The organism is Paraburkholderia sp. SOS3 (assembly GCF_001922345.1).
Classification (GTDB): Bacteria; Pseudomonadota; Gammaproteobacteria; order Burkholderiales; family Burkholderiaceae; genus Paraburkholderia.
In genome coordinates this window covers 852,726-877,659 of the sequence record NZ_CP018811.1, presented here as the reverse complement: position 1 = coordinate 877,659, position 24,934 = coordinate 852,726, and the positions used below count along the sequence as shown (strand labels likewise).

At 65.2% G+C, this 24,934-nt stretch carries 22 protein-coding genes; 14 read left to right on the top strand and 8 right to left on the bottom strand.

The genetic code is table 11. The annotated features are described in order from the left end of the window. Window positions 1–13: 13 nt before the first annotated feature. Window positions 14–940 (bottom strand): hypothetical protein, encoded by a 927-nt coding sequence (locus BTO02_RS34700; RefSeq protein WP_198039182.1) that lies wholly within the window; start codon window positions 938–940, stop codon window positions 14–16. Window positions 941–1,286: 346 nt separating this feature from the next. Between BTO02_RS34700 and BTO02_RS03985 the strand changes: the two genes are divergently transcribed. Next, window positions 1,287–1,781 (top strand): hypothetical protein, encoded by a 495-nt coding sequence (locus tag BTO02_RS03985; protein ID WP_075155935.1) that lies wholly within the window; start codon window positions 1,287–1,289, stop codon window positions 1,779–1,781. 90 nt (window positions 1,782–1,871) lie between these two features. Here BTO02_RS03985 and BTO02_RS03980 read toward each other — a convergent pair whose 3' ends face one another. After that, a complete protein-coding gene (locus tag BTO02_RS03980; protein WP_075155934.1) occupies window positions 1,872–2,717 on the bottom strand; it encodes an aldo/keto reductase in 846 nt (281 codons plus the stop codon). A 143-nt stretch (window positions 2,718–2,860) separates the two neighbouring features. On the opposite strand from BTO02_RS03980, the gene BTO02_RS03975 reads away from it, so the two are divergent. Continuing rightward, window positions 2,861–3,607 (top strand): GntR family transcriptional regulator, encoded by a 747-nt coding sequence (locus tag BTO02_RS03975; RefSeq protein ID WP_075155933.1) that lies wholly within the window; start codon window positions 2,861–2,863, stop codon window positions 3,605–3,607. Between the two features lie 144 nt (window positions 3,608–3,751). On the opposite strand, the gene BTO02_RS03970 is transcribed toward BTO02_RS03975, so the two are convergent. Beyond that, window positions 3,752–5,269, bottom strand: coding sequence for a CoA transferase (locus BTO02_RS03970; protein ID WP_075155932.1), 1,518 nt, complete (start codon window positions 5,267–5,269; stop codon window positions 3,752–3,754). A gap of 121 nt (window positions 5,270–5,390) precedes the next feature. Between BTO02_RS03970 and BTO02_RS03965 the strand changes: the two genes are divergently transcribed. Further along, window positions 5,391–6,686, top strand: coding sequence for a citrate/2-methylcitrate synthase (locus BTO02_RS03965; protein WP_075155931.1), 1,296 nt, complete (start codon window positions 5,391–5,393; stop codon window positions 6,684–6,686). Window positions 6,687–6,756: 70 nt separating this feature from the next. On the opposite strand, the gene BTO02_RS03960 is transcribed toward BTO02_RS03965, so the two are convergent. Continuing rightward, complete coding sequence (locus BTO02_RS03960) at window positions 6,757–7,059, bottom strand: DUF2917 domain-containing protein (protein WP_075155930.1); 303 nt, start codon at window positions 7,057–7,059, stop codon at window positions 6,757–6,759. Window positions 7,060–7,220: 161 nt separating this feature from the next. Between BTO02_RS03960 and BTO02_RS03955 the strand changes: the two genes are divergently transcribed. From BTO02_RS03955 to BTO02_RS03945, 3 genes are all read left to right on the top strand, one after another. Then, entirely contained in the window at window positions 7,221–8,630 is a 1,410-nt protein-coding gene (locus BTO02_RS03955; RefSeq protein ID WP_075155929.1) for an aminotransferase-like domain-containing protein, read from the top strand. Window positions 8,631–8,889: 259 nt separating this feature from the next. After that, window positions 8,890–10,338, top strand: a complete 1,449-nt coding sequence (gene mdtD, locus BTO02_RS03950) for a multidrug transporter subunit MdtD (RefSeq protein WP_075158572.1) — start codon at window positions 8,890–8,892, stop codon at window positions 10,336–10,338. Window positions 10,339–10,596: 258 nt separating this feature from the next. Further along, window positions 10,597–11,871, top strand: a complete 1,275-nt coding sequence (locus tag BTO02_RS03945; RefSeq protein WP_075158571.1) for an EAL domain-containing protein — start codon at window positions 10,597–10,599, stop codon at window positions 11,869–11,871. Here BTO02_RS03945 and BTO02_RS03940 read toward each other — a convergent pair. Beyond that, the gene (locus BTO02_RS03940) at window positions 11,827–12,738 is read right to left on the bottom strand and encodes a sigma-70 family RNA polymerase sigma factor (protein ID WP_332262256.1); all 912 of its coding nucleotides are present in this window, start codon (window positions 12,736–12,738) and stop codon (window positions 11,827–11,829) included. The genes BTO02_RS03945 and BTO02_RS03940 overlap by 45 nt on opposite strands. Before the next feature lie 219 nt (window positions 12,739–12,957). Here BTO02_RS03940 and clpP point away from each other — a divergent pair, with 219 nt between their 5' ends. The 3 genes from clpP (at window position 12,958) to BTO02_RS03925 (ending at window position 15,902) form a co-directional block, all read left to right on the top strand. Then, window positions 12,958–13,623 carry an ATP-dependent Clp endopeptidase proteolytic subunit ClpP gene (gene clpP, locus BTO02_RS03935; RefSeq protein WP_156883740.1) on the top strand — a complete coding sequence of 222 codons (666 nt, stop codon included), beginning with the start codon at window positions 12,958–12,960 and terminating at the stop codon, window positions 13,621–13,623. A 189-nt stretch (window positions 13,624–13,812) separates the two neighbouring features. Then, window positions 13,813–15,273 carry an NYN domain-containing protein gene (locus BTO02_RS03930; protein WP_075155928.1) on the top strand — a complete coding sequence of 487 codons (1,461 nt, stop codon included), beginning with the start codon at window positions 13,813–13,815 and terminating at the stop codon, window positions 15,271–15,273. Between the two features lie 8 nt (window positions 15,274–15,281). Further along, complete coding sequence (locus BTO02_RS03925) at window positions 15,282–15,902, top strand: LysE family translocator (protein WP_075158569.1); 621 nt, start codon at window positions 15,282–15,284, stop codon at window positions 15,900–15,902. A gap of 53 nt (window positions 15,903–15,955) precedes the next feature. Here BTO02_RS03925 and BTO02_RS03920 read toward each other — a convergent pair whose 3' ends face one another. Further along, on the bottom strand, window positions 15,956–17,863 hold the full coding sequence (locus BTO02_RS03920; protein ID WP_075155927.1) for a PAS domain-containing sensor histidine kinase: 1,908 nt from the start codon (window positions 17,861–17,863) through the stop codon (window positions 15,956–15,958). 411 nt (window positions 17,864–18,274) lie between these two features. Here BTO02_RS03920 and BTO02_RS34090 point away from each other — a divergent pair, with 411 nt between their 5' ends. Then, entirely contained in the window at window positions 18,275–18,526 is a 252-nt protein-coding gene (locus BTO02_RS34090) for a hypothetical protein (RefSeq protein WP_156883739.1), read from the top strand. Between the two features lie 45 nt (window positions 18,527–18,571). Here the strand turns inward: BTO02_RS34090 and BTO02_RS03915 are convergent, their stop codons facing one another. Both BTO02_RS03915 and xseA read right to left on the bottom strand, forming a co-directional pair. Further along, complete coding sequence (locus tag BTO02_RS03915) at window positions 18,572–19,150, bottom strand: superoxide dismutase (RefSeq protein WP_075155926.1); 579 nt, start codon at window positions 19,148–19,150, stop codon at window positions 18,572–18,574. 444 nt (window positions 19,151–19,594) lie between these two features. Then, window positions 19,595–20,974, bottom strand: a complete 1,380-nt coding sequence (gene xseA, locus BTO02_RS03910; RefSeq protein WP_075155925.1) for an exodeoxyribonuclease VII large subunit — start codon at window positions 20,972–20,974, stop codon at window positions 19,595–19,597. Window positions 20,975–21,582: 608 nt separating this feature from the next. Between xseA and lpxK the strand changes: the two genes are divergently transcribed. From lpxK to adk, 4 genes are all read left to right on the top strand, one after another. After that, window positions 21,583–22,599 carry a tetraacyldisaccharide 4'-kinase gene (gene lpxK, locus BTO02_RS03905; RefSeq protein WP_075155924.1) on the top strand — a complete coding sequence of 339 codons (1,017 nt, stop codon included), beginning with the start codon at window positions 21,583–21,585 and terminating at the stop codon, window positions 22,597–22,599. After that, window positions 22,580–22,783 (top strand): Trm112 family protein, encoded by a 204-nt coding sequence (locus BTO02_RS03900; RefSeq protein ID WP_075155923.1) that lies wholly within the window; start codon window positions 22,580–22,582, stop codon window positions 22,781–22,783. Before lpxK ends, BTO02_RS03900 begins: the two co-directional genes overlap by 20 nt. A 44-nt stretch (window positions 22,784–22,827) precedes the next feature. Continuing rightward, on the top strand, window positions 22,828–23,670 hold the full coding sequence (gene kdsB / locus BTO02_RS03895; RefSeq protein WP_075155922.1) for a 3-deoxy-manno-octulosonate cytidylyltransferase: 843 nt from the start codon (window positions 22,828–22,830) through the stop codon (window positions 23,668–23,670). Between the two features lie 388 nt (window positions 23,671–24,058). Further along, window positions 24,059–24,724, top strand: coding sequence for an adenylate kinase (gene adk / locus BTO02_RS03890; RefSeq protein WP_075155921.1), 666 nt, complete (start codon window positions 24,059–24,061; stop codon window positions 24,722–24,724). Window positions 24,725–24,934: the final 210 nt, after the last annotated feature.

Below are 24,934 nucleotides of genomic sequence, written 5' to 3'. Positions count from 1 at the left end.
GCACTACGATTCTTCAGGACGTAGAGCGGTGGTGAAGGTCGCCCTCGGCGCGGCCCTCGTCGTGGTGATCGGCGCGCCGCCATGGACGGCCGCACGAGCGTCGAGCACGGACGAAGTGATTCCACAATGGCTCGTGCTCGCGGATGCGGCAGTGCCGGCAAGCAGCATCTCGATCGCTGCGCTGCCCGGGAGCGGCGAAGCCGACACGCGCGGCGACCCTATGGCCGCCGGTCAATTTCCCATCGATGCGACACCTTCGACGGCCGCCGATGACGCCGCCGCGGTGTTCACGCCAGATAGTTGCGTTGGCAACCAGAACAACTGCAGTCCTTATACGCACGGCGGCGCTCGAGGCAGTTCGGGTGCTGCGGCGGCCGGCGCCGCAGCCGCGGGCGGCAGTGGCTCGGCGGGCAGCGCAGGCGGCTCGACGGGCAGTGGAGCAGGTAGTAATGCTGGTGGCAGCGCCGGTAGTAGCAATGCGGGCAGTGGTGGTGGTCATGGCGGCGGTGGCGGTGGCGGTGGCGGTGGCGGTGGCGGTGGCGGTGGCGGTGGCGGTGGCGGTGGCGGTGGCGGTGGCGGTGGCGGTGGCGGTGGCGGCGGCGGTGGTAATGGCGGCGGTGGTAATGGCGGCGGTGGCGGTGGCAGTGGTCATGGCGGTGGCAGTGGCCACGGCGGTGGCGGTCACGCCGGTGGTGGCGATGGTTGCGGCGGCGGCAATGCAGGCGCTGGCGGTCCGAGCGGCGGTCACGGCAGTGGCCATGGCGGCGGCCATGGTGGTGGCTTTGGTGGTGGTGGCTTTGGTGGAGGTGGCTTTGGTGGAAGCAGCGCGGGTAGCGGCCACGGTGGCGGCTTTGGTGGAGGCGGCTTCGGTAGCGGCCACGGCGGCGGCTTTGGCGGCGGCTTTGGCGGCGGCTTTGGCGGCGGCTTCGGTGGCGGCCACGGCGGCTATGGTGGCGGCTCGGGCAGTGGCGGTGGCGGTCACGGTGGCGGGCACTAAGCCCGTCGAACGATGCGCGCGCATCGTTCTCCCAGCCGTGCCACGCGGCGATTCGCGTGATCCGCCAGCAAGCGCGCAGCCTGGCGGCGGCCATCGCCTGCCAGCGGCGGCGGTGACGTTTGGATCCCCCCGGTCGAACGTCACCGCCCGGACCGCGACTGCCTCAGTTGACACCTCATTCGACACATCAGTCGACACGATTGCGCGCCGAATGCCGTCCACGCGCAGCAACGGAACCAAAGCGCGCCGGGCGTCTCAGACTTGAGTCGCCGTTCGATGAGCGCTCGCCATGCAACAAACTCCACGTCGCGCTGCCGCGCGCGTTGCCGCCGGCCTGCTTTGCGCCGCGCTGTGCGTGTCTCTCGTGCCGCTTGCGCAAGCCGATGCAAACGCCTTCGGGGTACCGGCTCGATCGGTTGTGCAAGCAAGACTGCAATCCGCTCAGTCGCATCCGATGCCAACGACCGATCCGACCTTTTCCGCCTACACGCTCGAGCGGCTATGCGCGCGCAAAAACGACGCCGTCGCGCAGGGCCAATGCCTCGGCGCCGTTCGCGGCATCATTCATGGCTATCAATATGGCGTGCAGTTTCTCGCGCAACACGCGCAACTGTCCGCAGGTGAAACACAACGCGCGTCGCTGTGCCTGCACGACGTGAAGCTTTCGTCGATCATCGACGACTATCTTGCCGATGCGAATCAGGTCGATGCCGCTGCGCTGAAGGACACGCCCGCCGAGGTCGCCCTGCTCGGCTCCGTACACATGCATCATCCGTGCAACTGATGGCCGCGAGGCTGCCGACCGACAGCGACATCCGATAGCGGCGCCCGATGGCCGCACCCCGCACCCCGCACGCCGCGCGCGGCGCCGCGCTCACAACATCTCGAGCGGCTGCTTGCGCAGCGGCGGACGGAAATGCGCATCGATCGCCGCGCAATCGTCGGCGCTCAATGCGATATCCGCGGCGCGCCGGTTATCGCGCACATGTTCGACGCGTCCCGCCTTCGGAATCGCGAACACATCGGGCTGCTGCAGCACCCACGCAAGCGCGATCTGGAACACCGATACCCCATGCGCGGCCGCAATGTCGTCAAGCGGCGAACGCTTCGGCAAACGCGCGTGATCGACGGGGCTATAAGCCATTGCCGGAATATTGCGCGCCTTGAGCCACGGCAGGAGATCGAATTCCGGCCCGCGCCGCGCGACGTTGTACAGAATCTGATTCGTCGCGCACGCATCGCCGTGCGGCACGGCGGCGAGTTCGTCCATATCGTCGGCGTCGAAGTTGCTCACGCCCCAGTGGCGGATCTTGCCGGCCTGACGCAGCGCTTCGAAGCCCGCGACGGTTTCTTCGAGCGGCTCCGAACCGCGCCAGTGCAGCAGGTACAAGTCGAGCCGGTCGGTCTTCAGGCGCTTGAGCGAGCGTTCGCACGCCGCCTGCACGCCGCGCCGGCTCGCGTTATGCGGATACACCTTGCTGACGAGAAACACGTCGTCGCGAACGCCCGCCAGCGCCTCGCCGAGCAGCGATTCAGTCGAGCCTTCGCCGTACATCTCCGCGGTATCGATGAGCGTCATGCCGAGTTCGATGCCTTCGCGCAGCGCCGCGATTTCCGCCGCGCGCTGCGACGTGCGCTCGCCCATCTCCCACGTGCCCTGCCCCAGCTTCGGGATGCGCTCGCCGTCGGGTAACGTCACGGTGGCGATATCGGTCGTCATTGATTTCTCCTGAAACGGGTTGCGTTGCGCTGCTGCGAGTGTAGCGTTTTGGCCGGCAGCGCATCGGCGACCAGGCAAAAGCCCGCTATAACGCCGCGCGCCAATATCATAGAATTGCCGCTTGCCCTTCTTGCGCACAAGTCATGAACTCAACCACGGAAGACCGCTGGCGCGATTTGCGCCCGGACCCGGAAAACGATACGCCGCTTTACTTGCAACTCGCCCGCAAGCTCGGCCATGCCATTCATGACAACCGCTGGAACCCCGGGGAAGCATTGCCCTCGGAGCGTGTGCTGTCCGACGCGCTTGGCGTGTCGCGCATTACCGCGCGCAAGGCGATCGCGCTGCTCGTCGAACAGGGTTTGATCCGCCGCACGCAAGGCGCGGGCAGCTTCATTACGCCGCGCTACGAAGATCCGTTGTCGCGCCTGTCAAGCTTCAGCGAGATGCTGCGCCGGCGCGGTTTCACCCCCAGTTCGCAATGGCTTTCGCGCGAGATCGTGCCGGCGAACCGCGATGAAGTGATCCGCCTCGGGCTGTCGCCGGCGGCCGCCGTCACGCGCTTGCGCCGCTTGCGGCTTGCGGACGGCATCGTGATGGCCGTCGAGAATTCGACGTTCCCCGCTTCGGTGATTCCCGATCCGCATGCGATCGGCGATTCGTTGTATTCGTATCTCGAGCAGCGCGGTTTGTCGATCGTACGCGCGCTGCAACACTTTCGCGCGGTCAATGCGAGCGAGGAAATCGCACAGCAAATGAGCATTGCGCAGAACGAAGCGCTGCTGCTGATTACACGCGTCGGTTATACGTCGGACCAGCGCGCGATTGAACTGACCGATACCTATTGCCGTAACGACTACTACGACTTCGTGGCCGAGCTGCGGAAGTAGTGGACCGCTGCGCGGCCCAGGCATCGTTCGCGGCGCAGGCGATCCGCCGGGCAGACCGACGCGCCGGGCAGCGGGCGAACAGTCAGTTGCACCGCACCGCGGACAACATGCTCGTGCGACACCGCCCCCGCCGGTCGCGACGCGCTAGCTTTCCCAGCGCGCGTCATCAGCGCCGATCGGCACCGGCGGCCGGCCGTAGCGCGCCGGCGTCTCCGAAAGCTGTTCGGCGGGCGGCGTGCCGAGCACGCGGCCAAACGGCGAATCGACCGCGTCGAGTGAATCCTTCACATCGTCGAAATTCACTTCCGGCACGCGCCAGCCATCCTCGATCTGCCCGAGCGACTGCAACCAGCGGCCCGTTTGCGCAAGCGACAGCCGCACATGCCAGCTGCCGCCCTCGGTCGCGCGGCGCGCCAGTGCCACCATCGCACCGAACGCGGCCAGGTAGCCGGTGCCGTGATCGAGCGCCTGACACGGCAGGTGCTTCGGCCCATCGACGCCGGCCGCGTGCGCCTCCGTATGCGCAATGCCGCTCGCCGACTGCACGAGGCTGTCGAAACCGCGCCGCGCGGCCCACGGCCCTGTATGCCCATATGCGGAGATCGACACGCAGACGATGCCGGGCCTCAACCGCGCGAGTGCCTCCGGTCCGAAGCCACGCGCGGCGAGTGCGCCCGGCCGGTAGGCCTGCAGGAACACATCGGCATCGCGCGTGAGCGCCTCGAGTCGAGCGCGGCCCGCTGCTTCGCGCAGATCGAGCGTCGCCGAACGCTTGCCGCGGCCCGTGTCGATCACGAGCGGCGCAATGTTCGGCAGATGCGGGCCATTGACGAGCAGCACCTGTGCGCCGTGCGATGCGAGCGCGCGGCCCGCGACCGGCCCCGCGATGATCCGCGACAGATCGAGCACGCGCACGCCGGAAAGCGGCTGGCCGGGTGCTTGGGCCGCTTGGGCCGCTTGGGCCGCTTGGGCCGCTTGGGCCGCTCGAGCAAGCCCCCCGGCGCCGGCACGGCTTGACGACGCAATCGGCTGCGGCGGCGCATCGCCAATCCGCTCGATCTCGAACAGCGGCAGATTCGCAATCGCCTTCGCCTGCTCGAGCGCTGCCCATTCGCGCGGCGTGCGAATCAGCGCGGCGGGCAAGCCCGCATCGGCGAGCGTCTGATCGAGGATGGCGCCGTCCCAATCGCGAATCGCCTGTGCCACAGAAGACCGGTCGTTCGCGCAACCGAGGATTTTCAGCACACCTTCGAGGTGATGCGGAAAATTCGTGTGCAACTGAACCCAGCGGCCGTCGCGCGTCTCGAAGAAGCCGAAGATCGGATTGCGCATGTCGAGCGGCGGGCCATCGTTCACGCGCAGGTACCGTTCGCTGCGAAACGCGGTCAGCGCACGCTGCACGTCGACGTGAACGCGTTGCCGCTGACCGCTCTGCAGCCCGCGTCGTAACCCGCGTTGTAACCCGCTTTGCTGCCCGGTTTGCAACCGATGACACTCGGCGGCGGCCAGCCCCGTCGCCGCGATCGTCGCAGCCGCGAGCGTGCCGACGCGGAACACCGACGGCAACGCAGGATCGTTGCCGGTGATCGAAACGGCGTCGAGCGCCGCGGCGTCGCCGCCGGCCGCGGTCCACAGATGGTCCAGTGCAATAAGAGGCGTCATGGTGGGAGCGGCTTCGCGCCGACGGTGGGAATGGCGACCAGTCTAGAATTCAGCCTCACGTCGATCAATCTTGATTGTTAGAATCAATGTATATTGATTTGTCCGGTTTTTGCCGCCGCTTATGCCCTCCTCCCGTCCTGCCAGCAGTTCTTCGTCGAAGCGCTACCTCTGCGCCGATGAAGCCGCGCAAGCACTCGGCATCAGCTTGCCGACGCTATACGCCTATGTCAGCCGTGGCATGCTGCGCTCGTCGCCCGATGCAAATTCGAAACGCCGCCTCTACGATGCCGACGAAGTGCGGCGCCTCGCGCGCCGCAAGGCCGACGGCAAGCGCGCAGGCAAAGTCGCGCAGAAAGTACTCGACTGGGGCGTGCCGGTGCTTGAATCGGCAATCACGCTAATCGCCGACGGCCGGCTCTTCTATCGCGGACATGACGCGATCGAACTGGCTCGCACTGCCTCGCTGGAAGACACGGCCGCGTTGCTGTGGGCGTGCAGCGAACGGCGCATCGCGCAGGCGCCGGCGGCGCCGATCGCCGCCGCGCAGTGGTCCGCTTGGCTGAAATTGTGGAGCGACAGCACGCCGCTCGATCGCGCGCTCGTGCTGCTGCCGGCCGCCGCGGCGCAAATGCCGCGCGTCTGGGCGCTCGGGCGCGACGCGCAGCTCGACACCGCCTGTGTGCTGCTGCGCCTCGTCGCGGCCGCCATGATTTCGGCTGCTCCGTCGAACGATCCGCTGCATCGGCAACTCGCCGCCGCGTGGGGCGTACGCACCCGGCCGCAGATCAACCTGCTGCGCGCCGCACTCGTCGCGTGCGCCGATCACGAATTGAACGCGTCGACCTTCACGGTGCGCTGCATCACATCGACCGGCACACATCTGTTCGGCGCGATCGCAGGCGGCCTTGCCGCGCTCGCGGGGCCGCGGCACGGCGGCGAGACAGTGCGCGTCGCGGCACTGTTCGACGACGCCTCGCGCGCCGCCGACCTCGATCGCTTCCTCGCCACGCGTCTCGCTCACGAGGAACACAGCGACGCAAGCAGCGCCGGCACGCAGGAAACGCTCGCGCTGCGTCCGCCGCTGCCGGGCTTCGGCCATCCTCTGTATCCGGACGGCGACCCGCGTGCCAGGCTGCTGCTCGAGATGCTCGCCGACTGCGCGCCCGCGCGTTCGCCGCTCGTGGAAGTGCAACGGCTTGCCGCGTCCATGCACGACACGGCCGGCGTCGAGCCGACCGTCGACTATGCGTTGGCTGCAATCGAACGCGTGCTCGCATTGCCGTCGGGCGCAGCGTTCACGCTATTTGCGGTGGGCCGCGTTGCGGGCTGGATCGCGCATGCGATCGAACAGACAGCGGACGGCAGGCTCATTCGCCCGCGCGCCCGCTATATCGGCGCGTACGATACAAATAGTTGAAGCGCCTCGTTGGCCACATCCATTTGCCGCACGGATCGTGTAACTCGAAGCGGCGACTTGAGCCCACAACTCAAACCGCCAGCAACCACCGCGGCAGCCAGCTCCACGCCGACGTGCGCGTCAAAGGCCAACCCGTCATGCGCCGGTTGCCCGACAGCACGACGCGCGCGCCCTGATCGCCGGCGCTGAGCCAGGCGGTCACGCCGCGCGGCAGCCTGACTGTGTCGCCGCGCGCGAGCCAATAGTCTTCGGCGTCGCCTTCCATCGTCAGCCACACCTCGCCGGCCGTTACTTTGAGCAGAAGCGGCTGCGCGACACGCCACGCGGCCGCCGGCTCGCCGTGCTCGAGTTCGAAAGTTCGGATTTCGCGCATCGCAGTGCTCCTTGCAAAGCATTTCAGTACGTCGATTATTGACGTACGATGTCGCCAATCACATGCACAGTACCGAACACTTTCAACGGAACTGTGCAGTTGAAAAAACGGACACTTTTGCGAAGTGCAAGCGAAAGCCGACGGCCCGAACAAGGAGGCGCATGAAGCTCGATATCGAACTCGATCGCGAAAGCGGCGTGCCGCTCACCGAGCAGATCGTCAGTGGCGTCACGCAATGGATCGGCTCGCGCACCGCGCACGCGGGCACGAAGCTGCCGTCGATCCGACAGTTCGCCGCCGACCACGCGATCAGCCGCTTCCCGGTCATCGAGGCGTACGACCGGCTCGTGTCGCTCGGCTATCTCGATTCGCGGCACGGCTCGGGGTTCTATGTCGCGCAGCGCGCACGCGCGGGCGTCGACCGCTGCCAGGGCACGTCGGACCCGCGGCGCGCCGAAGAAGAGTCGTTTCATCTGCTGCAGCAGATGAACCATCCGGGTGGAACGTTAAAGCTCGGCAGCGGCTTTATTCCCGAGGGATGGCGCGATATGGACAGTCTCGCGCAGGCTGTCCGCCACGTGTCGCGCACCGACGCCGCGAGTCTTGTCGATTACGCGACGCCGCTCGGCAACGCGACATTGCGCGAGCATTTGCGCAGCCGCTCGGCGCAGCTCGGCATGGACGTCGATGCATCGCAGATTCTCGTGACGCAAGGCGCAAGCCAGGCGCTCGACCTGCTGATGCGCTACATGCTGAAAGCAGGCGACACGATGTTCGTCGAAGACCCCGGTTACTACAATCTGTTCGGTCTGCTCAAACTGCATGGCGTAAAGCTCGTCGGCATTCCGCGCACGCGCAGCGGCCCGGACCTCGACGCACTGCAGTTGCAACTCGCGCAGCACCGGCCGAAGCTGTTTTTCGTCAACAGCGTGTTCCACAACCCGACCGGCACGACGGTCGCGCCGCATGTGGCGTTTCGCCTGCTGCAAATGGCGCGCGACTACGATTTCACGATTATCGAAGACGACATCTTCGCCGACTTCCAGAATGAAACAACCGACCGGCTCGCGACGCTCGATCAGTTCGAACATGTGATTTACATCGGCGGTCTATCGAAGACCTTGTCGTCGTCGCTGCGCATCGGCTATACGATCGCGAGCCAGGCGATCATCAAGGATCTCGCCGACATCAAGATGCTGACGAGCGTGGGCGGCTCGCGGTTCACGGAAGCCGTGGCCGTCGCGATGCTCGAACGCGGCGTGTATCGCAAGCACATCGAACGGCTGCGCCGGCGCATGGGCGAAGCGCTCGGCGCGTCGGTGCAGATGCTCGAGGCCGCCGGCTGGGAGGTGTTCGAAAAGCCGCTCGGCGGCAATCTGATCTGGGCGCGCGTGCCGCATATCGACGATTCGCGCGTGCTCGCCGAATGCGGTGCGCCGCTCGGCGTGACCGTCGCGCCCGGACACTACTTCCGTCCGAATGCCGAAACGTGCCCGTGGATTCGCATCAATGCCGCCTACACGCAGGACCCGCGCGCGCTGGCCTTTTTCGAGGCGGCGGCCAAGCTGTAAAGCCCAGCGCCGCGCAACGCGCTTTCCACTCGTGCACCATCCGGGGCCGACGCCGATGCGCAGGCACGTACGTTCCATCCAATAGAACACGAAAGACCTCACGCATCCGTATCGACCGATGCCGATGCAGCATGCATCGCTGTCCTTACAGGCTCGCCGCTTGCAGCCGATGCGTGTCGGCACGCGCAACCTCTGCGCGCCGATACAGTTTTTGCTTAAAATATCGCCCGACCGGTTCCACCGGCTCGCCTTCGCACTCATGGCACAAACGACAAGCTCCGAGACATCTCCCGTCAAGCCCTCCGCCCGATCGCTCACGGTCATGCTGTGGATCGTCGCGACCGGCTTCTTCATGCAGACGCTCGATTCGACGATCGTCAACACCGCGTTGCCGGCAATGGCGACGAGCCTCGGCGAATTGCCGCTGCATCTGCAATCGGTCGTGATCGCGTATTCGCTGACGATGGCGGTGATGATCCCTGTGTCCGGATGGCTCGCCGACAAACTCGGCACGCGGCGGGTGTTCATGAGCGCGATCTTCGTGTTCTCGCTCGGCTCGCTGCTGTGCGCGAGCGCGCATACGCTGCCACAGCTCGTGCTATGGCGCATCTTGCAGGGCGCCGGCGGCGCGATGCTGCTGCCGGTCGGACGTCTCGCCGTGCTGCGCGTATTTCCCGCGGAACGCTATCTGCCCGCGCTGTCCTTCGTTGCGATACCGGGGCTGATCGGTCCGCTGATCGGACCGACGCTCGGCGGCTGGCTCGTGAAGATCGCTTCGTGGCACTGGATCTTTCTGATCAACGTGCCCGTCGGCGTGATCGGCGTGATCGCCACCTTTGTCTTCATGCCGGACTCGCGCAATCCGGACACCGCGAAGTTCGATCTGAAAGGCTATCTGCTGCTCATCGTCGCAATGATCTCGATTTCGATGGCGCTCGACGGCCGCGGCGAATTCGGCTTCGCCCATGCCACGGTGCTCGTGCTGCTGATCCTGAGCCTCGGCTTTTTCACCGCATACGGACTGCACGCGGTGCGCGTGCCGCAGCCGATCTTCTCGCTCGACCTCTTCAGGATCCATACATTCAGCGTGGGGATACTCGGCAACCTGTTCGCGCGGATCGGCAGCGGCGCGATGCCGTATCTGCTGCCGCTGCTGCTGCAGGTGAGCCTCGGCTACAGCGCATTCGAAGCAGGCCTGATGATGCTGCCGGTCGCCGCGGCCGGCATGACCTCGAAGCGGCTCGTCACACGTCTGATCTTCCGTTACGGCTACCGGCGTGTGCTCGTCACGAACACCGTGCTGGTCGGCCTCGCGATGGCGAGCTTCGCGCTGACCGGGCCGAACCAGCCGCTATGGCTGCGGCTCGTTCAGCTTGCGTTCTTCGGCGGCGTGAATTCGATCCAGTTCACCGCGATGAATACGCTGACACTGAAGGACCTCGGCACGGGCGGCGCAAGCAGCGGCAATAGTCTCTTTTCGCTCGTGCAAATGCTGTCGATGAGCCTCGGCGTCACCGTCGCGGGCGCGATGCTGACGACGTTCACCGGCATCATTCCGCGCGTCACCGAAGCGAACACGCTGCCCGCGTTTCACGCGACATTCGTTTGCGTGGGCATCATCACCGCGGGCACGTCATGGATTTTCGCGCAACTCGCTCAGGACATCCGACGGCCCGCGGCGAAAACCGATCCGTCGGAGCGGACCTGATCCTGCGCGCGAGTATCGCGGGCGGTCGCGACGGACCGCAGCGAACCGCAACGGGGCGCGACGCACGCTGTTGCACCATCGATGTGCCGCCAACCGGCGCCTGCGGCGCATGCGGCGCGCGCTGAAGCCGCGCCAGGCCTTGCCGGCAAGCCATCGGTCGGACGACGCGGCAGATTGTCCGCTCGCATGTTTCTTGCTGGCCGATCCTGTAAACTGAGCACTCCGCGCACTTGCGCATACCCGCGAATGATCGACACGATGAGCATGGTCGAACTCGACCCTCCCGGTTTTCAGCCGCCGCGCCCTGTCGCGGGGGAGGAAGGTTCCCGCCGCACGGTCCGCTACGGCGGCTATACCGTGTTCAGCGTGTTTCAACCGGTGTTTTCGGTATCGCATCGCCGCGCGATCGGCTATCACGCGTCGCTGCGCGTGCACGACGAAAACGCGATGCAGGTGCCGTCGCACGAAGTGTTTTCGCAAGCCGCGCGGCGCGGCGATCTGCTCGAACTCGGGCGGCTTGCCGAATCGTTGCACCTCGGCAATTTCAATGCGTTCGACAGTCACGACGAGTGGCTCTTCCTGAGCCTGCATCCGGCCGCGCTGATGGATATGAGCTATGGCGACGCGCTGCTTGCCGGCCTCAAGGCGCTCGGTCTGCCGCCGCAGCGCGTCGTGCTCGAAGTCAGCGAGCAGGCGGGCGGCGAAACCACGCGCTTTGCGGAAATCATCGACGCGCTGCGCAAGTCGGGCTTTCTGATTGCGCTCGACGGCTTTGGCGCGAAGCATTCGAATATCGACCGCGTCTGGACGCTGCGGCCCGACATCGTCACGCTCGACCGCGGCATTCTCGCGCAGGCCACCGAGCATTCGCATATCGAGCGCGTGTTGCCGGGCATCGTGTCGCTGTTGCACGAATCGGGGCAGCTCGTGCTGATGGGCAATCTGACCACCGAAAACGACGCGCTGATCGCGCTCGAATGCAACGTCGACTTCGTGCAGGGCACGTTCTTCGCATCGCCGAGCGTCGAACCGGTCAAGCCGCAGGTCGCCGTGAGCCTGATGGACGACCTTTCGGCGGCGCTGCGCAAGCGCGTCGCGGCGCGCGAGCAGGCGCAGGCCGAGCGGCTCGCACCGTTCGTCGAGGCGCTCGAGCAGGCGAGCGCGCAACTTGCCGAAGGCGCGACGATGTCAGCGGCAACCGCGCCGCTGCTCGCGCTGCGGGAAACGGCGCGCTGCTTCCTGCTGGACGGCTCGGGCCGGCAGATCGGCGACAACGTGCTGCCGAGCGGGCGCGCTTCGCAGCGCGCAAAGCGCTTCCGTCCGCTGTTGCATTCCGAAGGCGCGAGCTGGGAACGCCGGCCTTATTTCATCCAGGCCGTACGCGCGCCCGGACGCGTGCAACTGACACCGCCGTATCTGTCGATCAACGAAGCGCACCTGTGCGTGACCGCGTCGATCGCCTCGCAGGCCGCGCACGGCATGCAGGTGCTATGCGTCGATATCAACTGGGACGGCGCCGCACCGCGTCCATGACGAGGGCTGATCCGCAATTTGCCGCAGCAGGCGGCGGATCGCGGACAGGCTGAGGGCCTGCTGTATCGCTTCTGCGCGAGGTAGCGACGTCGGCATCGACATCGACATCGATCTCGCCGATGCGCAAGCGACCCTCGTCGACAAGCCTTTGCCGCGCCCGTCACGGTCCCCGATCTGCACTCCGACGCTGAACAGACGCACGAGTTCGATGCGATCCTGGGCGTCGATGGCCGCGCGCAAGCGTTCGACAAGGCGCGCATGCTCAGCCGGATCTGCTGCTTTCGATGGCGCGCCCGCACGCCGCAACCGCTCTTTCGCACGATGCACGATCTGGCGGCAATGAACGGGCGTCTTCGCCAGAATCTTCGCAATTTCCGCGTAATCGCAGTCGAGCGCTTCGTGCAACACGAACGCCGCACGCTCGTCAGGCTTTAAACGATCGAGCAGCAACATGACGCCATATGACATGTCCGATGCGTGCAATGCGCGTTCGTCGGCGGCGGGAGCAAGCGCATCGGCCAGCCACGTATGGGGCAGCTTCCCGGACACGTGCGATGCGCGCTCGGTCCGCAAGCGGCGCAGGCGGTCGATCGCGAGGCGCGTCGTGACCGTCGTGAGCCACGCGTCGGGCGAGCGGACCTCCGCGGCCGACGCACCGTGCCACTTGAGCCACGCGTCCTGCACGACATCTTCGGCTTCGGCGCGGCTGCCGAGCATGCGTTGCGCGTGCGCGACGAGCTTGCGGCGCAGCGCTTCGAAAGTTGCGTCGGACCGGGGCGCCGCTCGCCCGCTCACGCCCTCTGTGCCGTTTGCCTGATCTGTTCCGTCCATTCCGCTCGCCTGCGTGCGTTGCGCGTCGTTATCCATTCGCCATGCTCCTCGATCGTCGCCGGAACCCTTTGGCCCATCGGACCATGCTCCGCTACCTGTAGACGCACACGTTCGCCCGTGCGTGACAGCCGATCAGAAAAATTTCCACGTCACGTCCGCTCTCGCCGACGCGTCTTCGCTGACAGGAATCGCGCCAACCCGTGTGCGACTCCTTCAGGTGAATTGATTTTTCTTATCGGACCCAGCGAGGACTTCATGCGCATGCACTACCCCACCCTGTCAGCTCCGGCCTCCGGCCTCAACCTCGTGCCGACCGTCATCGAACAGTCGGGCCGCGGCGAGCGTGCTTACGACATCTACTCGCGGCTGCTGCGCGAACGCATCGTGTTTCTGGTCGGTCCGGTCAACGAGCAGTCGGCCAGCCTGATCGTCGCGCAACTGCTGTTTCTCGAATCGGAGAACCCCGACAAGGATATTGCGTTCTACATCAATTCGCCAGGCGGCTCCGTCTATGACGGTCTTGCGATCTACGACACGATGCAGTTCATCACGCCCGACGTGTCGACGCTGTGCACCGGCTTTGCCGCGAGCATGGGCACTTTTCTGCTGGCGGCCGGCACAAAGGGAAAACGCTATGCGTTGCCGAACGCGCGAATCATGATCCACCAGCCGTCGGGCGGCGGACAAGGCACGGCGTCCGACGTCGAGATTCAGGCCAAAGAAGTGCTTTACCTGCGCGAGCGGTTGAACGCGCTGCTTGCCGAGCGTACCGGCCAGACCGTCGCGCAAATCGAAACCGACACCGACCGCGATAACTTCATGTCGGCCGACGCCGCAAAAACGTATGGGCTCATCGACGATGTGCTCGAAACACGCGCGGCCCTCGCGCGCGATGCCGATGCCAACGCAAACGCGCGATAAGCGCCCGCCTTGCGGCCCGTCGGGTCGTCGCGGCACGGCCGGATGCAATGAGTGAAACAGAAGCCCTCGTCGCGAGGGCTTTTTTGTCGATCGATGCTTGCCGTTGCGGTGCTGCGCGCGATCGAGTACTTTCTCTGTTTCTGACCGCGGCCTCGCAAAGCGGGCAGGCATTCCAATGGAGAAAAACCCATGGCGTCATCTTTCGACAACGTCAGTATGGCGCTGTTCTGCGACTTCGAAAACGTCGCGCTCGGCGTACGCGATGCGAAGTACGAGAAGTTCGACATCAAGCTCGTACTCGAGCGTCTGCTGCTCAAAGGCAGCATCGTCGTCAAGAAGGCGTACTGCGACTGGGAGCGCTACAAAGGCTTCAAGGCGGCGATGCACGAGGCGAACTTCGAGCTGATCGAGATTCCGCACGTGCGGCAATCGGGCAAGAATTCGGCCGATATTCGCCTGGTCGTCGATGCGCTCGACCTCTGCTATACGAAGTCGCACGTGAACACCTTCGTGATTATCAGCGGCGATTCGGACTTCTCGCCGCTCGTGTCGAAATTGCGCGAGAACGCGAAGCAGGTGATCGGCGTCGGCGTGCAGCGTTCGACATCCGACCTGCTGACCGCGAATTGCGACGAGTTTATTTTCTACGACGATCTGGTCCGCGAAAGCCAGCGCGCCGCCGCCAAACGCGAAGCGGCACGCGCGCCGCAGCCGTCGGCGAAGCGCGCGCCCGATGGCGACAAGCAGCGCAAGGAAGATCTCGATACGCGCAAGACGAAGGCGATCGAAATCGCCGTGCAGACCTTCGACGCGCTTGCGTCCGAACGCGGCGATAGCGGCAAGATCTGGGCGTCGGTGCTGAAAAACGCGATCAAACGGCGCAAGCCCGATTTCAACGAAACGTATTACGGCTTTCGCGCGTTCGGCAATCTGCTCGAAGAAGCGCAGGCGCGTGGCCTGTTCGAAGTGGGCCGCGACGAGAAGTCGGGCACTTACGTGTATCGCAACGTGGCAGCGGGGCCGATTGGGGAGGCGGCGGTGGATTCGTCGGTAGAGGCCGCGGTCGAGACCCACGGCGAACCTGCAGGCGAGCGCGCGAGTCGCGGCGCAAGCGAATCGCAAGCCGCCGTGGAGGTGCTGCGCGAAGTCATCGACGGTCCGCAGGCCACGCTTGCGGCCTCTCCTCTCGAAGCGGCAGCGGAAGTGGAACGGGAGCCTCGCGAACGCGGTGGACGCGGCGGGCGCGGTGGACGCAGTGGACGGGCTGCGGCAGGCGAAGCACCGGCCGAACACGCCAGCACGCGCGGCAAGACGCGCACGGAACGCAAACCGGCCGCGAAAAAAGCGAAGAAGCTGAGGAAGGAAACGGCGGAAGGAGCTCAGTCCGCGGAATCGGCCGGGCCCGTCAATGCGGAGTTGCCGTTCCACGCGGAAGCACCGCACGAGCAACACGAGCGACACGAGCAGCGCGAGTCGCACGAGCCACAGGACTCGCGGGAATCGCAGCACGAAGAAGCCACGGCTTCCGCCGCTGCAAGCGGCTCGGCGGAAGCGGCGAAAGCGGCGAAAGCCGGCAAGACGGCGCGCAAATCGACGTCTCGCGGGCGGCGTCCGCGCAAAGGGACAATCGCAACGGCAGGTACGGAATGATCGTCCCGATGAGCTATCTGCCACAACTCGCGCTGGTTGGCGGCGTCATGCTGCTCGCGTGCGCGAGTCCCGGGCCCGACCTGATGGCCGTCACGTCGCAGGCATTGGCGAGGCGCCGCGCCGGGCTCTTCGCCGCATGCGGCATCGCCACGTCGCATGCGTTGTGGGCCACGCTTGCGATCTTCGGGCTCGGTTTGATCCTGGCGCAACTCGCATGGCTCTATGGCGCGATCCGCGTGGCGGGCGCACTTTATCTGATCTATCTCGGCATCAGAATGCTAGCCGGTTTGCGCCAGCCCGCGGGCCGGCTCGAAGCGCGCGCCGCGGCCGCGTCCAGCGCACTCGGCGCCTATCGGCGCGGTCTTCTGGTTGGCCTGACCAATCCGAAGGGTGCCGCGTTTTTCGGCGGATTGTTCGTCACCGTGCTGCCCGCGCATGCGCCGTCATGGGTGCATGCGGCGACGGTCGGCGTCGTCACCGTGGTGTCGCTTGGCTGGTTCAACGCGATGGCCATCGTTTTCTCGATGCAGCGTGTGCAGAACGGCTACGGCCGCATCCGCAAGATTGTCGACGGTTCGATGGGCACGATCCTGATTGCGCTCGGCGCCAAACTCGCGCTCGACCGCTAGGCATTCCATGACGCGCGGCACGGCCTTACGGCGTGCCGCCGCGCACTCGACGACTAGACGCGCGAGTTTGCGTCGTCGGCTTTGCGGCTGCTTGCGCTCGCATATCGCTCAGGCCGGCAGGCGCCCGGCAATTCCACCGTGACCTGCGCGCCGGGCCCCGCGTTATTGCAGGCCATGATCGTGCCGCCGTGGCTCTCGATGATCGTCTTGCAAATCGACAGCCCCATTCCCATGCCGTCCTGCTTCGTGGTGAAGAACGGCGAAAAGAGCTTTTCATGATCGTGCGCCGCGAAACCGGTGCCGACGTCGCGCACGACCACGCGCACGCCGCCGTCCGCGCTCGCCGACGAAGTCACCGTCAGCACGCGCGCGCCGTCGACGCCGTCCATCGACTGGCTGCCGTTCGTCATCAGATTGATCAGCACCTGCTGCAGCTGCACCGCATGCACTTCGACGCGCGGCAGTTGCGCACACAACTCGAGCTTCAGCACGACGCGATTCTTCGATAGCTGGGGCTGCGCGAGCAGCACCGTCTCCTGAATGATGCGATTGACGTCGTCGAACTTGCGCGCGGTGCCGTCTTTGCGCGCCAGTGCGCGCAGTTGCCGAACCACGTCGGTGGCACGCTGCGCATCCTTGATCATCCGTTCGACCGCGAGCCACGCCTCGCCGACATCGGGCTCGCCGCGCGCAAGCCAGCGCAGGCCGGCCGCGCCGTTCGCGGCGATCGCCGCGAGCGGCTGACTCACCTCGTGCGCAATCGAGGCGGTCAGTTCGCCGAGCGTGGCGATGCGCGTGGCGTGCGCGAGGTCGTCGTGCGCCTGCTGCAGACGCCGTTCGGCCTGCTTCGCTTCGCTGATGTCGATGACCGCGCCCGCATACTCGGATTTGCCGGCCTGATAGTCGACCGGATGCGCGAGCAGGCGAATATCTTTGACGCGACCGTCAGGCATCATGAGCCGATGCGTCGTGTCGACTTCGAGATCGCCGGCGCCGATCCGCGCGAACGCGCGCGTCGCCTCGTCGAGATCGTCGGGATGCGTGCGCGCGAACACCGCACGCAAATCGACCTTCGTACCCGGCTCGTATTCGTAGAGCCGGTACATTTCGGGCGACCAGTAAAGCGCGCCCGTGTGCGGGTTCAGCGCGAAGCTGCCGGTATGGCTCAAACGCTGCGCGTCGGTCAGATATGCTTCGCTCAACCGCAAGGCGTCTTCGGCGCGCTTGCGGTCTTCGATATCGAGGATCGCTCCATACCAGCGCACGATGCGCCCCGTCGCGTCGCGCCTCGGTTTCACGATCGACATGCACCAGCGGTAGCCGCGCTCGTGGTTGCCGAGCCTGCATTCGCACGAGCCCTCGAGACCGCTTTCCAGCAGCTGCCGCCACACGCGCATCGATCGCTCGCGATCGTCCGGATGCACGGCTTCCTGCCAGCCCCAACCCTGCGCGCGTTCGAGCGGCATGCCGGTGAAACGCACCCAATGGTCGTTGACGAAATCGAGGTAGCCGTCCGCCTGGGTGCTCCAGACCATCACCGGCACATGGCCCCACGGAAAGCGCAGGTCGCGTTCGCCCATGCAATCGGTGGGCTTGTCCGCTCTGCTGTCGATGAACCGGATCGCCGCGGCCGCGAAGCCGCCGGGCGCGTCGTAGTCCGCGCCGTTCGCACTGATGCTGACGAGAAAGCGCTGATAACGGCCGCTCGCGTCGAGGATGCGCACGTGCATGCGCCGGTCGGCGCCGCCGCCATGCGCGCGTGCACAACCTTCCTGCACGCAGTAGATGTCGTCGGGATGCAGCAGGCGCTGCCAGCCGAAGCCGAGCAACTCGGCTGGGGGCCTGCCGGTAAAACGCGTCCAGGCCGCGTTGAGGGACGACGCGCCGCCGTCGGGCGAACCGTTCCAGATCAATGCGGGGATCGTGTCGAGCAGATTGGGGGAATCGAGTTCGGGTGTCATTGACTACTCAGGCCACGATAGTTAGTAGAGCGCATGGGCATGGATGAATCGAACGTTGCGAACACCACGGACGACACCATCACCTGGGCATGCCGACACGCGAAGCCGTACGCCTCGCGGATGCGACGCTCCTTAAGAAGAGACCTCAGTGATTGCGCACGCTTGCTGCGCGCGCGGCACGAACCGTCCGAGCCCCGGCTACGCGCATGGACTGCCCGCCATCGGGCAGCGGCGCAGTGGGCATCACGCCATAAGACACCGGACGCAGATTGACTGCGACCGCGAAGGCCTCTTTGCATTGCTCGCCTTGCCGCAGTCATCGCGTCGCAAGTGAGTGTACTGAGATATTTTTTCACCATCAAGCACGCACGCCGGGTGCGGTATTGCACGAAAAAGACACGACGCGTCTTCATGCATGACAATGCATTCAAACAAGGAAGGAGGTTTCGTAAAACGCGAAAAGGCAGTGCGCAGAACGACGACATCGCGATCACATCGGAATATGGAACGGCAATTGCCAAAAACGCGATGGACGGCAGCCGGATGAATCGGCGCGGTTGGATACGGACAACATACGAATACAAAAACACAAAAGCCCTCGCAATGGAGGGCTTTCATTTTAACTACAGATCGTTTGCCGACTGCGGGCTCGCTACGCGATGAGGCCGCGATTCGATGTGGCGCGGTTGGCGCGCTTTCGTATCAGTATCAGCCGAAGTTCTTCGCTGCGAAGTCCCAGTTCACGATGTTCCAGTACGCCTCGACGAACTTCGGACGCGCGTTGCGATAGTCGATGTAGTACGCGTGCTCCCACACGTCGATCGTGAGCAGCGGCTTCGCATCGGTGGTGAGCGGCGTGGCGGCATTGCTCGTCGAAACGAGATCGAGCGAGCCGTCGGGCTTCTTCACGAGCCAGGCCCAGCCCGAGCCGAACGTGCCGACTGCCGTCTTCGTGAACTCTTCCTTGAACTTGTCGAAGGAACCCCACTTCTTGTTGATCGCTTCTGCAAGCGCGCCGCTCGGCTGGCCGCCGCCTTGCGGCTTCAGGCTATTCCAGAAGAACGTGTGATTCCACACCTGGGCGGAATTGTTGAACACGCCGCCCGACGATTTCTTGACGATTTCTTCAAGCGTCAGATTTTCGTACTCGGTACCCTTGATCAGATTATTCAGGTTAGTCACATAGGTCTGGTGATGCTTGCCGTAATGAAACTCGAGCGTCTCTTCGGACATGTGCGGCGCGAGTGCGTTTTTCGCGAACGGCAGAGGCGGGAGCTGATGTTCCATGGTGCTTTCCTTCTATCTGTTTATGGGGAAGTCTGCGGACAACGCTTGTCGAGCAATGGATTGTAGGCGACTTGGGATAACCCCGCAAACCAACGGTCTTTTGACCACAGGGGTGTCAATGGCGGCGCCGGCCCATGAAATTCACGCGGCACGCGCGAGTCGTGATCGCAGATCTTCACGTCGCGCGACGTCGCAGCCGATCGCGGAGAATCCTGCAATCCGGCGTTGTATCTGAACGGTATCAAGCCGCGTACCCGGACCGTGATTGCGATCTTACGAATGTTCCGTCTACGTCTTTATAGGCCTTTATATCGGCGTTCCAGTGCCTCGCCCGTCTGCGCAATTACTGCGCGAATTCACGCGATATATGAATCGCGGTAATGAGTGCAATTGCTTCTTGCCCGCGCATTGCGACGAGGTCAAATCTACTTCGAACCGATGCGCTCAGAAGCCTTCCGTCAGACGCGGCTGCACGTCGGATAGCGCGATGTCCGCCGAGCCCTCCGCGAGATGCACGGTCAGGCGGCGCCCCGGTTTCAATGCAGCTGGCGCACGCAGTGCGCGGCCGTTTTGCGCGTCGAGCAACGCGGCATAACCGCGTTCGAACGTGCGTTGCGGACTCAGCACTTCGAGCCGCGCCGCGAGCGCCGCGATATGCGCGGCATCGCGTTCATCACGCCGCACGAATGCGCTGCGCAAACGTTCGTCGAGGCGGCCCAATGCGCTGCGATGCACGGCGACGTCCGGACACCAGCGTTGCCAGCGCACGCGCAGCAATGCAAAGCGCGCCCGCGCATCGCGCACCGGACGTGCGCCGGCCGACGCCAGCCGCACGCTCAACTGATGCAAATGCGTGCGTTGCCGGGCGAGCCGCTCGGCCGGCGACACGAGACGCCGCGCCAGCCAGTCGAGTTGCTGCGCGCGGCGCTCCATCATCCGGCCGAAACCGCGCGCGAGCGCCGCATGCCGATGGTCGAGTTCGCGCAGCAACAGCACGCGTTGCGGGCTCACGAGTTCGGCGGCGCCGGTCGGCGTCGGCGCACGCACGTCGGCCGCGAAGTCGGCGATCGTGAAGTCGGTTTCGTGACCGACGCCGCTCACGACCGGCACGCGGCTCGCCGCGATCGCGCGCGCGAGCACTTCTTCGTTGAACGCCCACAGGTCTTCGATCGAGCCGCCGCCGCGGCACACGATCAGCACGTCGACCTCGCGCCGCGCATTCGCCGTTTCGACCATTGCGGCGAGCTTCGCTGCGACACCCACGCCTTGCACCGGTGCGGGATAAACGATCACCGGAACATGCGGCGCGCGGCGCGAAAGCGTGGTCAGCACATCGCGTAGCGCCGCCGCTTGCAGCGACGTGACGATGCCGATCGAACGTGGATGCGCGGGCAGCGCGCGCTTGCGCCCGGCGTCGAACAGACCCTCGGCTTCGAGTTGCGCCTTCAGCTTCAGGAACGCTTCGTACAGGCGCCCCTGACCCGTGCGCCGCACTGCTTCGACATTGAGCTGCAGTTCGCCGCGCGGCTCGTACATCGTCACGAGCGCACGCACTTCGATGCGATCGCCTTCGCGCGGCGTGAACTCGGCGTACTGCGCGCGGCCGCGGAACATCACGCAGCGCATCTGCGCTTGCGCATCCTTGATCGAGAAGTACCAGTGACCGCTTGCGGCGCGCGTGAAATTCGACACTTCGCCCGCTACCCACACGAGCGGGAACGAGCGCTCGAGCATCGTGCCAATCGCGCGATTCAGCGCGGACACCGGCACGACGGCATCGCCGCTGCCCGGAATGGATGAAGCGAAAGGACTATCTGAATTCATGCGGGTGTCTGGATGGGATCGGATCGTCGGACGCAAATCGGGGCAGTTTCGCCAGGCCGAACAGACGATAGACCGAGTGGCCAGCCGCGTCCACCCTTCGAGGGACCGGGTTAGTCACGTTGTTAAAAGTGTCCACATGTCGGGATGCTAAGTATGAGGGGTCGAAAACGCCCCGAAAACGTCAATGAATTCGAAATAAGCTACTGATTTTTATGGATTTTTTATCTCTTAAATGATTTCCTATACCGGCCCGGGGCTTGCGCGGCGGCGCTTGCGGTTGAATGCGGGGCAGATTTTCCACAAAGTTATCCACAGGCGGACCGCGCTACGCCGAGGTGCGCAAAACGGCCGCTGGCGCGGACGATGCTGTCGCCGGCGACTTGCCGCGACGCGGCTTCGCGCGATAGAGTGCCGGGTCCCGGCCACTGGCGGTTCGCATATGCCGCCGCGTCGTAGCGTCGTCGTATTCACCGTCAGCGGCAGCCCGCTGCAATCAGAATCGCCTGGAGAAACTTGCCGATGCCATCCGCGTTCATCGTGTCACGCGCGCCTCGCCCGCTGCTCGCCTGTAGCGAGCGCTCGCGCCGTCCAGTGGTAGCCGTACACGCATGAGCGCGCTGCGCGCCCGCATCGAGTCGTATATCGCGCGCGAATGGCAGCGGCGCGGTCCGTTCGCCTGGGCGCTATCGCCGCTTGCCTGTGGGTTCGGCGCCATCGCGGCCGCACGCCGCGGCGCATTCGCGGCGGGCTGGCTCGAGCGCGTGAGGATAGGCGTGCCAGTCGTGGTGGTCGGCAATGTCACCGTGGGCGGTACCGGCAAAACACCGACCGTGATCGCGCTCGTCGAAGCGTTGCGCGCTGCCGGCTTCACGCCAGGCGTCGTGTCGCGCGGCTACGGCGCGCGCGTGCGCACGCCGACCGCCGTCACGCCCGCCTCGCCCGCTTCGCAAGCCGGCGACGAGCCGCTGCTGATCGCGCGGCGCACCGGCGCGCCGGTGTGCGTCTGTCCCGACCGCGTCGCGGCGGCGCGTGCGCTGACTGCCGCGCATCGCGAGGTCGACGTGATCGTCAGCGACGATGGCTTGCAGCACTATCGTCTCGCGCGCGACGTCGAGCTCGTCGTGTTCGACCATCGGCTCGGCGGCAACGGCTTTCTGCTGCCGGCGGGTCCGCTGCGCGAACCGCTGTCGCGCCACCGCGATGCGACGCTCGTCAACAGCCCCTACGAACGCACGCTGCCGCCGTGGCCGAACACGTACGCGCTGCACTTGACGCCCGGCGACGCGTGGCATCTCGACAATCCGCACCTGCGGCGGCCGCTTGCGCAGTTCACTGGCGTCAAGGTGCTGGCCGCGGCCGGCATCGGCGCACCGGAGCGCTTCTTCGCCACGCTGCGCGCGGCCGGCATAACGCCCGATACGCGCGCGCTGCCCGACCACTACGCATTCACCACGAATCCATTCGCCGACGTCGAGGCCGACGCGATCCTGGTCACCGAAAAGGATGCGGTAAAATTAGGGACTTGGCGTGACGCGCGAATCTGGGTCGTGCCGGTCGAAGCCGCGCTCGATCATCGCCTTATCGAATCCGTTGTGGAGAAACTCCGTGGACGCCCGTCTGCTTGAAATCCTCGTCTGCCCGATCTGTAAGGGCCCGCTCAGCTACGATCGTTCGGCGCAGGAGCTCATCTGCAACGCCGACAAGCTCGCTTATCCGATTCGCGACGGCATTCCCGTCATGCTTGTCGAAGAAGCACGGCAGACCGTCGAAGGTACGCCCGTCGACCTGAATCCGGGGTCGGTTGCGTGAGCAGCTCAATGAGCAGTTCAATGGACAGCTCAACGAGCGGTTTAGTGAGCAGTTCAACAAGCGGTTCCGCGAGCGGCTCGTCTGTCGCCGCCCCGCCGTTCATTGCCGTCGTTCCGGCCCGCCTCGCTTCCACCCGCTTACCGAACAAGCCGCTCGCCGATCTCGGCGGCAAGCCGATGGTCGTGCGCGTTGCCGAACGCGCGCGCGAGTCGGGCGCACAGCAGGTGCTGATCGCGACCGACGCGCCGCAAGTGTTCGCGGCCGCACGCGAACACGGCTTCGATGCGGTGCTGACGCGCGCCGATCATCCGTCGGGCACCGACCGGCTTGCCGAAGTCGCGGTGCAGCACGGATGGAGCGACGACACGATCGTCGTCAACGTGCAAGGCGACGAACCGCTGATCGATCCGGCGCTCGTGCGCGGCGTTGCGTCGCACCTCGCGGCGAGCGAAGGATGCGCGATCGCGACCGCCGCGCATCCGATCTGCGATCCCATGGAAGTATTCAATCCGAACGTCGTGAAGGTCGTGCTCGACGCCCGCGGCGTTGCGCTTTACTTCTCGCGCGCGCCGATCCCATGGGCACGCGACGCGTGGCAACCGCGCTCGCCCGCGCAGTTGCCCAATCTCGCCGAAATGCCGGCGCCGCCTGCGTCCGCGACCGTCTACCGGCATATCGGCCTCTACGCTTACCGCGCGAAATTTTTGCGCGCGTTTCCGTCCCTGACGCTTTCGCCGATCGAGCAAACCGAAGCGCTCGAGCAGTTGCGCGCGATGTGGCATGGCGAACGGATCGCGGTGCTCGTCACACCCGATACGCCGCTGCCGGGTGTCGATACACCGGCCGATCTGGCGCGCGTGCAGGCGTTTTTCGGGTCGTCCGCGTAAAAACCCGTGGCATAATCGGGACGGTTAGCGAACCACCGGCAAGGCCGTTCGCTATTGCAGTCTGCAATCGCCGTTCGCAATCGCAGTGTGTCGCATGTCCCGTTTGTGTCGCTTGTGCCGCTTGTGCCGCTTGTGCCGCTTGTGCCGCTTGTCCGCTCGTTGTGCAGTCCACCTTCGCATGCTGCAGCGCCGTCGCGCATTGCGCGCGACGTGCAGCGCGGCTTCTGGTCCGTCCGAGTACCGCGCGGTGGCTTAAGGGCGACACCGCGGGCAAGGCAACCGTCGAAGCAGCGGACGCCGCAGCAGAGGCACCGGGAAAAAAGCAGTGCGACGAGTGCGGATGCGCTGCGGGCCGAACAGAATTCACATACAGATCTGGAGATATCACATGCGTTTGATCCTGTTGGGCGCGCCTGGAGCGGGCAAGGGCACCCAGGCAAACTTCATCAAGGACAAGTTCGGCATTCCGCAGATTTCGACGGGCGACATGCTGCGCGCGGCGGTGAAAGCGGGCACGCCGCTCGGCATCGAAGCGAAGCGCTATATGGACGCCGGCGAACTCGTCACCGATGAACTGATCATCAACCTCGTGAAGGAGCGTCTGCTCGAGCCCGACTGCAAGAACGGCTACCTGTTCGACGGCTTTCCACGCACGCTGCCGCAAGCCGAAGCGATGAAGCAGGCGGGCGTCGCGATCGACTACGTGGTCGAGATCGACGTGCCGTTCGACGAGATCATCGTCCGTATGAGCGGCCGCCGTGTGCACGCGCCGTCGGGCCGCACGTATCACGTGAAGTTCAATCCGCCGAAGGTCGCGAACGTCGACGACGTGACCGGCGAGCCGCTGATCCAGCGCGACGACGACAAGGAAGAAACCGTGCGCAAACGTCTGGATGTCTATGTCGCGCAGACGAAGCCGCTCATCGACTACTACCAGGCCTGGGCGCAGAAAGGCGATCCGTCCACCGCGCTCAAAGCGCCCGCGTATCGGCGTATTTCGGGGCTCGGCACGGTCGACGAGATCCGCACGCGCGTGTTCGATGCATTGAAGTAGGCGTACAGGCGCATCACCCGCCGCTTGCAGCGATTTGCGGAAACCGCCCCTAAAGTGGGCGGTTTTTTGTTGCCGCGACATATCGCGAACCGCCACCGGCTTTTGATCAGAGATCCGAATCATTGTCGGACGATTGGTACGGCAAATTGCCGAACGCGGCGACATGCCATACCGCCTTTTATGTGCCAACGGCACCCGCTACAATCGTTG